Raw genomic sequence first — 12,475 nt, 5'->3', positions numbered from 1 at the left:
TTCGGCTATTCGGCGGCTTGAGAGATCCCTTCCCGAGGCTCGATACCGAGCATCTGCTTGAAGTCGTCGTGGCTCGGGCAGGTCGAAAGCCGGCGCTCCATGGCCTCGACCAGCCACCGACCCGCAGGTCCCAGCGGGTTTGCTGCCTTTCGCATGGCATAGAGCGGGTATTTGCTCTGCTCGTAGGCTTCGAGATCGAGCGCCACGAGAGTTCCGTCCATGATGTCCTTTCCGGCGACCGAAGCCGGCAGGCCGCCCCAGCCAAGACCGCCCTTGATCAGCTGGTGCTTCGTGGCGATGTCGCTGACGCGCCATGTCTTGTAGGACAGGACGTTGAAATCGCGGCCCTTCGTCAGACCGGACGTATCCGTGACGACCATCTGGACTTCCTCGCGCACGTCCGCGAGCGTCAGAGGTCGACCAAGTTTTGCAAGCGGGTGTTCGGCAGCGGCGACCGGAATCATGAAGGAGTAGCCGATCTTCTCCATCACCACCGAGTCTTCCTGCCGAAGGATCGATCCGCCTATACCGATATCGGCCTTCCCGGAAATGACCATCTCCATGACCATGCCGAGCTCGCCGACATTGAGATTGAGCGCCACGCTCGGGAATCTCTCCCGGAACTCACGCAGCTCCGCCACAACGGCATCCGACGGTACCATCACGCTCAGCGCCACCGACAGTTCTGCCTCCAGCCCCTGCTTGATGCTCTTCGCCCGGGCGCGCATCACCTGGAGGTCCGCGACGATGCGCCGGGCGTCGGTCAGCAGCGCCTTGCCCGCTTCGGTCAGCTTCGGCTGGCGGGCGCCGCTGCGCTCGAAGAGAGCAACTTCCAGCTGTGTTTCAAGATTGCCGATCGTATAGCTGACCACCGATTGCGCCCGGTTCAGCACCCGCGAGGCTGCGGAAAAGCTGCCCGTCTCGGCAACCGCCAGAAACACCTGCAACTGATCGAGTGTGGGATTTGCATCCATGGTCGTCATCCAGATTTTCGATAGATAGCTTCGATATTATCTCAGTTTTATCGATGGGCGTCCACGCCTATCTGTTCTCTCGACCACAGCGGATCCACCCGTTCTCCAATCCTTCTGCGGGCCCAAGACCGCAGATAAGATCTCCAGATAAGGAAAAAAAGCATGTCCTCCATCCTCCTCGTCACTTCCAGCCCGCGCGGCGACGACTCGCTGTCCAGCAAGGTCGCCCATGACCTCGCCAACGAACTGAGCGCCCGCGACAATGGTACGTCGGTCGTCCATCGCGATCTCGGCGCCAACCCGATCCCGCATCTCGACAGCGTCACCACGTCCGCCATCCGCAAGCCGGCGGCCGACCGCACCCCGGCAGAAGCTGCCGCCGCCGACTATTCCGACAAGCTGGTCGCCGAACTGCTGGCTGCCGACACCGTGGTCATCGCCACCGGCCTCATCAACTTCAACATCTATTCGACGCTGAAGAGCTGGATCGACAACATCGCCCGCGCCGGCCAGACGTTCCGCTACACGGCTGAAGGCCCGGAAGGCCTCGCCAAGGGCAAGAAGGTCTATATCGTGCTTGCATCCGGCGGTGTCTATTCCGAGGGCCCGGCCTCCGGCATGAACCATGCCGTCCCTTACCTGACGACCGTCCTCGGCTTCATGGGCATGACCGATGTGGAAGTCATTTATGTCGAAGGCGTCGCCTTCGGCCCCGAAGCTGCTGAAAAGGCGATCGCCAGCGCCCAGCAGCGCAATCGGCAGCTCGCTCTCGCCGCTTAAGCCGTCCCTGCGCCTGACGGGACGAGCCTGCCAAGACGGCCGTGGACATTGTCCCGGCCGTCATTTTTTGCGCGGTAGAGCCGCTCGTCGGCGCCCCCGAGCAGCGCATCGAGCGCATGTCCGTCTTCCGGGGCCGTGGCGACGCCGATCGAGACGGTGACGCATTGGCCGTCGGGACGAATGACCGAACGGCAGATGGCGGTCCGCAGGCGTTCGGCGATCATCAGGGCGCTGTCGTGGTCGGTGTCGGGCAGGATCAGCACGAATTCCTCACCGCCGAAGCGGGAGAGATGGTCGCTCGGGCGGGAACCGGCCTGCAGGCATACGGCAACCTCCTTCAGCACCTCATCCCCCTTCAGATGGCCGAAGAGGTCGTTGACCTGCTTGAAATGATCCGCGTCGACGATGATGAGGCTGAGCCCTTTTCCACGATCGAGACAGCGGTGAATGAGCTTCGGAACATCTGCCTCCAGGCGCCCGCGGTCGAAAAGACCGGTCAACCCGTCGACCCCGCTCTTGGCAAGCAGCGCCTGATAACGCTCGCGAAACGTCAGGTCGTTGAAGATATCGGTAATCTCGCGCGTCGATCTGGCGAGCCGCGGGATCTGCTCAATCTTGAGATAGACGGCAAACAGCATGGAATAGAGCACCACGGACAGCAGCTTGGCATACCACCCGCCGAAGAAGACCGAAGGCGGCGCGCCGAAGAGGATGTTCAGCCCCGAATAAAAACCGATCTGGTCGAAAGTCAGGACAGCTGCGCCGCTGATCGCGAAACGCAGCACGACATTGTTGCCCAGAACCCGGCCCAGCCGTTCGTAGAGCAGGATGATGCCGATCGCGTCGACATAGAGCAGCGCCGTGCCCCACACCATCAGCCAGCCCATCTCGCTCAGGAACGCCATGTCGGCGGCGCGGCCGCCCGGCAGTGCCACGACTTCATGCACCTGGAGAATCTGAGCGATGCCAACCGTCAGGAGATTGCCGAGGAAAAGCCCGTAGATTGGCTGGCGGACGACTGCCGCGTCCTCCTTCAGGTAGAGGAGCAGGATCATCATCAGCTTGCCGGCAAAAAAGACCGATGAGCCTGGCGAAACGGTGCCGAACGGAAGATCGATGTAGAAGACCGCGGCGAGGTAGGTCTCCATGAAATGCATGACGCCGAGAGCGGCCAGGAACACCCCGAGGCCGAGCTGACGACGGAAATGCAGGAACGCCGTCATGACAGAGAAGTAGATCACCGCTTCCAGAAGGAAGAGGGCTAGATTGAACGCTTGCATTTCGATCCGCTTCCACCCCCTGCAGGTGCTATACCGCTGTAACGGCTATCGTTTTACGTGCTCCAACCCATGCGGATTATGGCCATTATGCATGACTATGCAATAACGGCTGGTGGGTTTCCCCTTCGAACGCGAGGTAATCCTGGATCTCCGGCAGCTTCTTCGGCACGTTACGGAGCTGAGTGGCGATCACCGGATCGATTTCGCGCGTGATCTCGCTGACTTTCCGGGGCTTGCCGAGAAGATAACCCTGCAGCTCGTCGCAGCCTGCATGCGCGAGGAACAGTGCCTGCTCGGTCGTTTCGACGCCTTCCGCGACGATCTTCATGCCCAGGCCGGTGCCGAGGTCTATGATCGTGCGTACAATGATCTGCGCATTGTCGACCAGGTTCAGGTTGTTGACGAAGCTGCGGTCGATCTTGATCGTGTCGAACGGGTAACGGCTGAGATAGCTCAGGGACGAATATCCCGTGCCGAAATCGTCGAGCGCGATGTGGAAACCCATGCGCTTCAGGTCGTTGAGGATCTGCACGGCGCGCTTGTCGTCCTCGATCAGCACGCTTTCGGTGATCTCGAGCTCGATCCGGTGCGGATCGGCGCCGGTGCGCTTCAGCAGGTCGGCAAGATCGGCGACGAAATCCGAGTGACGAAACTGCAGCGGGCTGACGTTGACGCTGATATGGCCGTCGAGGTCGTCGAGTATTCTGCAGGCCTCGGCGAGCACCCAGGCGCCAAGCCGGATGATCTTGCCGGAAGCTTCGGCAACCGGAATGAAATCGCCAGGGCTGATCATGCCGCGCTTCGGATGGAACCAGCGCAGCAGCGCCTCGTGGCCGATGATGAGGCCGCTTTCCGCCTCGACACGCGGCTGCAGGTAGAGTTCGAATTCGCCCCGCTGCAGGGCGATTTCCAGATCGACTTCCAGCGCCCGGCGCTTTTCGATCAGTTCGTTCATGCCGGGCCTGAACATGCGGCAGGCGTTCCGGCCGGCATTCTTGGCATGATAGAGCGCAACGTCGGCGCAGCCGATCAGCGCGTCCATGTCCCCCGCGTTTTCGGGGCACAGCGCGCCGCCGATGCTGACGCTGATATTGACCTGCTCGCCGTGGCCGATATCGATCGGGTGGGCCATCGCGGCGAGCAGCCGATCGCCGAATTTCTCCAGTTCGTCGGTATCGGACGTATGGGCGATGATGACGGCGAACTCGTCGCCGCCGAGCCGGGCGACGATGTTGTCCGGACCTGCCTCGGCCGCAAGCCGGACGGCGGTTTCGCGGATCACAGCGTCGCCCGACTGATGGCCGTGGATGTCGTTGATGTCCTTGAAGCGGTCGAGATCGACCATCAGGACGCCGCATCCCTTGCCGTTTCCAGCCGCGTCCACCAGTTCGGTCAGCCGCTCGGAAAACAGCACACGGTTCGGCAGCCCGGTCAGCGGATCGTGGAGAGCGAGGTAGCGCATGCGGCTCTCCGCCAGCTTGCGCTCCCGGAGGTCGACGAGGCAGCCGATACGGGCTTTCTCGCCGCGATAGAGGATGTCGCGGCCGCGCGCCTCGACGGGAATCTCCTCGCCGTTCGCCAGCGTCACGCGGATCTCGTGGCTGTTGTCGTCGTTGCGTTTCATCATGTCGACGACGCGGATCGTCTCGCCGTCATGCAGGAAATCGAACGCGGAACGGCCGATGATCTCGGCAAGCGGCAGGCCGATCATCTTGCCGAGCTGTTCGTTGCCGTCGACGATGACCCCGTCCCGGTGGATCAGGATCGCCTCGAACGTAGCGTTCGCCAGCGCTGCGACGCGCTCTGATTCCTCGTTGTCGCGCCGGAGCTCGATCAGCTCTCCGCGGCTGCGCTCCTCCTCCTCGACATTGTCCATCAGCCGGTTGAAGAGGCCGGTCAGCTTTTCCGCCTCGTCGCCCTTGACCATGGGAAGGCGCTTGCGCAGGTCGGCATTGCCGCCGAGAAGATCGGTCAGTGCGTCCTCCACGTGGCCGACGCCGAGGCGGGTCGCGTGTTCGGCGAGGTTCAGCCCTTCCTCTTCGTCCTTCGCCGAAACCCGGATCCGCATCAGCCGGTCGGCCGCCCAGAAAAAGGCGTAGCCGAGACCGAAGGACCAGTAGAAATTGACGCCGACGCCGACCAGCTGCACATGCAGCTGCGCCAGCCTGCCGCCAGCCGGAAGCTGATCGACCGGCGCGAGAAGCGCCAGAAGCAGGGTTCCGGTGACGCCGGCAAAGGCATGCACGCCGATCGCGCCGACAGCGTCGTCGATCTTGAGCCTTCTCTCGATGAAGGCATTGCCGAAGATCGCCACCGCGCCGCCGATCGCCCCGACCATCAGGGCGCTTGCCGGATCGAGGATGTGGCAGCCGGCGGTGACCGCAACCAGCCCGCCGAGCATGCCGGAATTCGATTTTTCCGGAAGGATGACGCCGTCCTGGTAGAAGCCGATGACATAACCGACGCAGGTGCCCATGCCGCCGGCCAGTACCGTGTTCATGATGATCGGCGCCACCTGGTCGGTAACGCCGAGCGTCGAACCGCCGTTGAAGCCGATCCAGCCGATGAAGAGCAGCAGCGCGCCGGTGGTCGACAGGACCGGGCTATGGCCGGCGATCCTGACCGGCGTTCCGTCATCATTGAACTTGCCGATGCGCGGGCCGATGACCATGCAGGCCGCAAGCGCCACCCAGCCGCCGGTCGAATGCACGACCGTGGAGCCGGCGAAATCGACGAAACCCATCTGCGACAGGAAGGCCGAGGCATTCGGGAACAGCGCCGAGCCCCAGGCCCAGTGCACGAAGACCGGATAGATCAGCCCCGACATGAACAGCGAACCGAACACATAGGCCGACAGCTTCATACGCTCGGCAACGGCGCCCGAGACAATCGTCGCGGCAGTACCGCAAAACATGACCTGGAAGACGAAAAAGGCCGACTGCCAGCTGTCTAGATCGCGCAGGAAATAGAACTCGCTCTGCGTCCCGAACAGGAAGCCGTTCGAACGGCTGAAGGCGATCATGAAGCCGACCGCGGCGAACGCGACGACGCCGAAGACAAAATCGAGAAGGTTTTTCTGCGCCACGTTGATCGAATTCTTCGAGCGCACCATGCCGGCTTCGAGAAGAAGGAAACCGACCTGCATCATCATCACCAGCCCGGCGGCGACGAGAACCCAGGTCATGTCCAGTCGGGAGGTGCCCGAAGGAAGATCATCCGCGAAGGCAAAACCTGGAATAAGGCCGCCGGAAAGCCCGGAGCCGAAAAAAAGCATAAAATATGACCAGCGAGATCGCATCAAAAGTCGACCGCAGAAAAAAGCATCGGAACAGATGCTTCAAGCTATCGCTAATGCTTTAATTTTGAGTGTGGTCGGCAATTTTTGCGATCACAATGCGGAACGCATGTCACGCGGAGCGCGACTTCTCCCCATCGGAAAACAGCGAGGGACCATTCTGGTCGATGATCTGCTGAGCCTTGCGGACGGTATATTCGACCGCGTCGTCCATGGAGGTGAAGACGTCGGCGCGGACGAAATTGCGCACCAGGGTCTCGCCGTCTATGTCCTTTTCGATACGTCCGGCCAGCCGGAACTGCGAGCCTTCGCGGATCGGCGCGGGATGGATGATGCAGCCGCCATGCTCGACAGGCTTGGCGGAAGCAGCAGGTGCCTCGGCCGATTTGCCGCCACCGGAGAACATCGAGAAAATATTGGACAGAAACGAAGCCATGGCGGCTGCCTAGCATATTCCTGCGCAGGCAGGAAGCAGGGTACCCAAGGAAAAGTCACGGTTCGACGTCTCATATCCACCCGCACAATTAGGAGCCTGACCGCATGAAATGGAAGATCGCCGCAGCCGTCCCTCTCGTCATCGCCGCCGCGCTTTGGGTCGGCAATACCTCGCTTTTCTCCAGCTTTCCCAGCGACAAGCCGCTCAGGATCATCGCCCATCGCGGCCAGCACCAGCTTTTCGACGCCACCAACGTGAAGAACGACACCTGCACCGCAAGCCTGATGCTGCCGCCAACGCACGGCTTTCTGGAGAACACCATTCCGGGCATGAAGGCCGCCTTCGATGCCGGCGCCGACGTGGTCGAACTCGACGTGCATCTGACGCCGGACAAGCAATTCGCCGTCTTCCACGACTGGACGCTCGATTGCCGCACCGAGGCCAAGGGCGTCACGGAACAGACGCCGATGCCGGTTCTGAAGACACTCGACATCGGCTACGGCTACACCGCCGATGGCGGCCGGACCTTTCCGTTCCGAGGTCAGGGCAAGGGCCAGATGCCGACTTTGCCGGAGGTTTTTGCCGCCCTGCCGGACGGCCGCTTCCTGATCAACTTCAAGAGCCGCCGCGCGGAAGAAGGCGAAGCTCTGGCCGCCCTGCTCAACAGCCAGCCGCCCGCCCGCGCAGCGACATTCGGCGTCTATGGCGGCAACGAGCCGACCGAAAAAGCGGTCGGCTCGGTCGCAGGCCTTCCGGGCTATTCGAACCGCACGGCAAAATCCTGCCTTCTCACCTACCTGGCGCTCGGCTGGAGCGGCTACGTGCCGCAAGCCTGCCGCGATACCCTGGTTCCGGCCCCGGCCAACCTCGCCTTCCTCCTCTGGGGCTGGCCGGAGCGTTTCTACGACCGGATGCAGGCAGCCGGATCGGACGTGGTCCTGATCGGCCCGTTCGAGGCCGGCGACGCCGGATCCTCCGGCATAGACGACCGCGACACCTGGGACATGGTCCCTTCAGGCTTTCCGGGCCTCGTCTGGACCAACGTGATCGAGAAGACCCGGCCAGAGGCGGAGCGCCGCGGCTTCTGCGCCCTGCCCTCCCGGCCACATATCTGCGGCTAGGTCGACGATCTGCGGCCGATAGACTTCCCGCCGTCACGAAGCCCGCCTATCATCTCCCTTGGTTCGGAGGGAGCGCCGGATGCGGAGGAGTTTCCTGTCATGGCGGACGGTCATTTATGTCTGCGCGATCCTGGTCGCCGCCTTCGGAGTGATGCTGATGTCCGGCCCGCGCATGCCCGCTGACGGTTTTCCCGCTTTCGACAAGGCCCGCCTCGGCACCGATATCGACGCCTATCTCGCCGCCGGTGAAAGCCGCTATCCGGATATTCGGCCGGGGGCCGCCAAACGCATCGTCTGGGCCGATCCGGCAACGAAGGCAAAGACGTCCTTCGCGATCATCTACCTGCACGGTTTTTCGGCTTCGGCCGAGGAGATACGCCCCCTGCCCGACCGCGTCGCGGCAGCGCTCGGCGCCAATCTCTTTTTCACCCGGCTCGCCGGCCATGGCCGCAGCGGCGACGCCATGGGCGAGCCAAGCCTCGAATACTGGCTGGCGGATTTTTCCGAAAGTCTCGCGATCGGTGAAGCGCTCGGCAATCGCGTCATCGTCATCGGCACCTCGACCGGCGCCTCGCTTGCGACGCTCGCGCTGGCCGATCCGAAGATCGCATCGCGCATCTCGGCCGCCGTCTTCGTGTCGCCGAACTATGGCATCAACAGTTTTGGCGCTTTCCTGCTGACGACACCGGTCGCACCGCAGCTTTCAAGGCTGCTGCTGGGCAAAAGCCGCGGCTTCACGCCCTATAACGACCGTCACGCCGCCCACTGGACGACCCGGTATCCGACAAGCGCGCTGCTGCCGATGGCGGCCCTTGTCAAACTCTCCGTCGTGAGCCCGGTCGAGCAGATCAAGACGCCGGCGCTGTTTCTCCATTCGTCGCTCGATCAGGTCATCCGTCCCGACAAGGTGCGCGAAGTCGCCGGGCGCTGGGGCGGACCTCACGCGCTTTTCGATGTGGGAAAGACCGGCGATCCCGGCAACCATGTGATTGCCGGCGACATCACCTCGCCGACGACGACCGGGCCGCTTGCCGACCGGACCATCGCCTGGCTCAACGGCATCCTCAAATGACGAGGTTCGCCAGGATCTCGTTCTCGGTGATATCCTGGTAGCCCATGCCGGCGGCTTCGAAGCGTTCGAGCAGGCCGGCGAAATTCTCCGGCCTTGCGGTTTCGATGCCGATCAGGATCGAACCGAAATTGCGCGCCGATTTCTTGAGATACTCGAACCGGGCGATATCGTCTTCCGGGCCCAGCAGATTGAGGAAATCGCGCAGCGCGCCGGGGCGCTGGGCAAGCCGCAGCACGAAGTACTTCTTGAGACCGGAATAGCGCATGGCGCGTTCCTTGACGTCGGGTAAGCGCTCGAAATCGAAATTGCCGCCCGAGACGACGCAGACCACCGTCTTTCCGGCCAGCTTTTCGCATCCCAGCATCTCCAGCGCCGTGATCGACAGGGCGCCCGCCGGCTCCAGCACGACACCCTCGACGTTGAGCATCTCGGTGATCGTCACGCAGATGGCGTTTTCCGGCACCAGCAGGACCTGATCCGGCGAAAAGCCCTTCAGCGCCTCGAAATTCAGGTCGCCGATCCGCGCCACCGCCGCGCCATCGACGAAATTATCCAGCTTGGCGAGCGTGATCGGCTCGCCCGCCTCGAGGCTCTTCTTCAGGCTCGGCGCTCCCTCCGGCTCGGTGAAGAGAAAGTCTTCCCGCTTGACGATGTCCTTCAGGTAGCCGGTCGTGCCCGACGAAAGTCCGCCGCCGCCGACTGGCAGGATGACCAGATCGGGCGTCACGCCTTCCGGCAATTGCTCGACCAGTTCCGCCGCGACGGTCGCCTGGCCCTCGATGATGTCGGCGTCATCGAAAGGCGGCACCATGACGCCGCCGATCTCTTCCACATGGGCGCGGGCCGCCGCATAGCACTGGTCGAAAATGTCGCCGATCAGCCTGATGGTGATGAACGGACCGCCGAACATGCGGGTCTTGTCGATCTTCTGCTGCGGCGTCGTCACCGGCATGAAGACCACGCCCGGCACCTCGAAATGGCGGCAGACGAAGGCAAAACCCTGCGCATGATTGCCGGCCGAGGCGCAGACGAAGGTCTTGCCCCTGGCGCCTGACGCGATCGCCTTGCGCAGGAAGTTGAAGGCACCGCGGATCTTGTAGGAGCGGACCGGGGACAGGTCCTCGCGCTTCAGCCAGATTTCGGCACCATAACGGCGGCTGAGGTGCTCGTTCATCTGCAGCGGCGTTTCGGGAAAGATCTCCCGCATCGCCACTCTGGCTTCGTCCACGCCCGCTTTCGTCACGCCTGCCTTGGTCACACCCGCCTTGGTCACGTCTGCCTCGGTCACATCGGCCATCCATTGAATTTCAAGAATGGTCCCGCTATGCCATAGGCTTACGGCTGAGACAAAGCTTCTTTCAGTTGCCGCGAACTTCGGGACAACCATTTTTTGAACGCCAATCTTCTTCGGTCGATCATCTACATGACGGCGCTCTGCGCACTCTACCTGTCGCTCGCCATGTTCCTGCCGGCGATGGTGGACCTTTATTACGGGCATCGCGACTGGCAGGTCTTCGCGATGTCCGGCTTCATGGTCGGCGGACTTGCGGCGGCAGCGGCGCTTGCGACCCATGGCCCACCGCCGGTCTTCAACAAGCGGCTGGGTTTCCTGCTGGTCAACGTGTTGTGGGCGATGTTTTCGGTAGTGGGCGCCATCCCGCTCTTCCTTGCCGAACACGAGCTCTCGTTTGCACAGGCGCTGTTCGAATCGATTTCCGGCATCACCACCACCGGCTCGACGGTGATCGTCGGGCTGGACACCATGCCGCCCGGCATCCTGCTCTGGCGCTCGCTGCTCTGCTGGTTCGGCGGCATCGGAATCGTCGGCCTCGGCCTGTTCGTCCTGCCGTTCCTGAAAGTCGGCGGCGCCTCGATCTTCAAGCTCGAATCGTCGGAGACCAACGACAAGCCGTTCGCCCGGCTTGCGAGTTTCACCCGGGCCTTCCTGATCGTCTACGTGCTGCTGACGCTTGCCTGCACCGTTGCATACGATCTTGCCGGCATGGACCATTTCGATGCGCTGAACCATGCGATGTCGACGATCGCGACGGCCGGTTTCTCGACGCACGACATGTCGTTTGGCTATTTCGACAACAACGGCCTTCTGGTCGTCGGCACCGTCTTCCTGGCGATCTGCAGCCTGCCGTTTTCTGTGCTGATCCTGCTTGCCGTGCGCGGGCGGCTGGATACGCTGCGCGATCCGCAAATCCTGGTTTTCCTCGGATATCTCTGCGTCATCTCGATCGGCGTTGCGGTCTACCATCACCTGAGGAATGGCATCGAACTCGACGACGCGCTGATCCATTCGTTCTTTAACATCACCTCGATCCTGTCGACCGGCGGCTTTGCAAGTGACGACTATACGCTCTGGGGACCGTTCGCGGTGCTTGTGGCCTTCTTCGCCACCTTCATGGGCGGCTGCTCCGGTTCGACGGCCGGCGGCATCAAGGCCTATCGTTTCGTGGTGATGGTCAACGTCATCCGCGCCGGGCTGAACAAGCTCATCTATCCGAACGCGATCTATCCCGTGCGTTACGGCAGCCTGACGGTGGATGCCGAGACCCAGCGCGCGGTCTTCCTGTTCGTCAGCCTCTATATTTTCCTCTGGGTGGTCGGCAGCGTCGGCATGGCGCTGTTCGGCTACGACGTCCTGACCGCCACGTCCTCGGTCATCACCGCGCTGTCGAATGTCGGTCCCGGCATCGGCCCGATCGTCGGCCCGGTCGGCAACTTCTCGACGATCAGCGATCCCGCTCTCTATCTGCTCTCGCTGATGATGCTGCTCGGCCGTCTCGAAATCCTGACCGTGCTGGTGCTGCTGACGCCGATCTTCTGGCGCCACTAGGCCGGCACGCGGAGGAAACGGATCGGCCCGCCGGGCTCGTCGTCATCGAAGACCGCGCAGGTCAACTCGCCGCCGAATACGCAGCCGCTGTCGATATTGGTGCGGTTGCCGACCGTCTGCGGATTGCCGGGAAGCGGCGTGTGGCCGTGGCAGAGATGCCGGCCCCAGAATTCGCCGTCGTCATCGCTTGCAAATCGCTTCCAGGTCAGGTCGCGCTCCCGCTGCCCATCGAGCGGCAGCGTCTCGTCGACGCCGGCATGCACGAAGATGCGATGCTCGTCGATATGGATCAGCGGACGATGCGCACACCATGACAGCACCTGCGGCGGCACGTAGCCGTCGAAGGAAACCATCGTCTCGCGGCCGCCATTGTCGAGCCAGATGATCTCGTCATGCCCGCGGTTCTGATGCGCGCGGACCATCATGTCTTCATGGTTGCCCTTGAGCGCCGTCCACCGCCACCCTTCCTTGCGCGGCCCGGCCATGACGAGGTCGAGCACGCCCCTGCTCTTCGGCCCGCGATCGATATAGTCGCCGATGAACACCACGTGCCCGGAAGGCGCATGGTCCTCCACATGCCCGAGCAGTTCCTTCAGCTGCGCCAGGCAGCCGTGGATATCGCCGATGGCAAAGGTAAAGCCCAAAGCACGCCTCCATCAAAATGGATATCAA

10 protein-coding genes are annotated in these 12,475 nt (G+C 62.5%); 4 read left to right on the top strand and 6 right to left on the bottom strand.

What is annotated here, in order from left to right:
* Positions 1–5: 5 nt before the first annotated feature.
* Positions 6–974, bottom strand: coding sequence for a LysR family transcriptional regulator (locus tag LZK81_RS08945; protein ID WP_233955899.1), 969 nt, complete (start codon positions 972–974; stop codon positions 6–8).
* A gap of 162 nt (positions 975–1,136) precedes the next feature.
* Between LZK81_RS08945 and LZK81_RS08940 the strand changes: the two genes are divergently transcribed.
* Positions 1,137–1,754, top strand: coding sequence for an FMN-dependent NADH-azoreductase (locus LZK81_RS08940; protein WP_046606152.1), 618 nt, complete (start codon positions 1,137–1,139; stop codon positions 1,752–1,754).
* Here the strand turns inward: LZK81_RS08940 and LZK81_RS08935 are convergent.
* The 3 genes from LZK81_RS08935 to LZK81_RS08925 all read right to left on the bottom strand — a co-directional run bounded on the left by LZK81_RS08935 (position 1,751) and on the right by LZK81_RS08925 (position 6,765).
* On the bottom strand, positions 1,751–3,034 hold the full coding sequence (locus LZK81_RS08935; protein ID WP_233955897.1) for a sensor domain-containing diguanylate cyclase: 1,284 nt from the start codon (positions 3,032–3,034) through the stop codon (positions 1,751–1,753). The genes LZK81_RS08940 and LZK81_RS08935 overlap by 4 nt on opposite strands.
* Positions 3,035–3,119: 85 nt before the next feature.
* Complete coding sequence (gene amt, locus LZK81_RS08930; RefSeq protein WP_233955895.1) at positions 3,120–6,308, bottom strand: ammonium transporter; 3,189 nt, start codon at positions 6,306–6,308, stop codon at positions 3,120–3,122.
* A 133-nt stretch (positions 6,309–6,441) separates the two neighbouring features.
* Positions 6,442–6,765 (bottom strand): HlyU family transcriptional regulator, encoded by a 324-nt coding sequence (locus tag LZK81_RS08925; RefSeq protein ID WP_046606149.1) that lies wholly within the window; start codon positions 6,763–6,765, stop codon positions 6,442–6,444.
* Positions 6,766–6,869: 104 nt separating this feature from the next.
* Between LZK81_RS08925 and LZK81_RS08920 the strand changes: the two genes are divergently transcribed.
* Positions 6,870–7,886, top strand: coding sequence for a glycerophosphodiester phosphodiesterase family protein (locus tag LZK81_RS08920; RefSeq protein WP_233955893.1), 1,017 nt, complete (start codon positions 6,870–6,872; stop codon positions 7,884–7,886).
* 79 nt (positions 7,887–7,965) lie between these two features.
* Positions 7,966–8,958, top strand: a complete 993-nt coding sequence (locus LZK81_RS08915; protein ID WP_233955891.1) for an alpha/beta hydrolase — start codon at positions 7,966–7,968, stop codon at positions 8,956–8,958.
* Here the strand turns inward: LZK81_RS08915 and ilvA are convergent.
* Complete coding sequence (gene ilvA, locus LZK81_RS08910) at positions 8,951–10,165, bottom strand: threonine ammonia-lyase (RefSeq protein ID WP_418936500.1); 1,215 nt, start codon at positions 10,163–10,165, stop codon at positions 8,951–8,953. The genes LZK81_RS08915 and ilvA overlap by 8 nt on opposite strands.
* A gap of 183 nt (positions 10,166–10,348) precedes the next feature.
* Between ilvA and LZK81_RS08905 the strand changes: the two genes are divergently transcribed.
* Positions 10,349–11,803 carry a TrkH family potassium uptake protein gene (locus LZK81_RS08905; protein WP_233955889.1) on the top strand — a complete coding sequence of 485 codons (1,455 nt, stop codon included), beginning with the start codon at positions 10,349–10,351 and terminating at the stop codon, positions 11,801–11,803.
* On the opposite strand, the gene LZK81_RS08900 is transcribed toward LZK81_RS08905, so the two are convergent.
* Complete coding sequence (locus tag LZK81_RS08900) at positions 11,800–12,447, bottom strand: metallophosphoesterase family protein (RefSeq protein ID WP_233955887.1); 648 nt, start codon at positions 12,445–12,447, stop codon at positions 11,800–11,802. The two genes, LZK81_RS08905 and LZK81_RS08900, sit on opposite strands and share 4 nt — an antisense overlap.
* Positions 12,448–12,475: the final 28 nt, after the last annotated feature.

The sequence above is a fragment of the Neorhizobium galegae genome (assembly GCF_021391675.1).
GTDB lineage: Bacteria > Pseudomonadota > Alphaproteobacteria > Rhizobiales > Rhizobiaceae > Neorhizobium > Neorhizobium galegae_B.
Note: the sequence above shows the minus strand (reverse complement) of the source record. Positions and strands in the feature narration are given on the sequence as shown.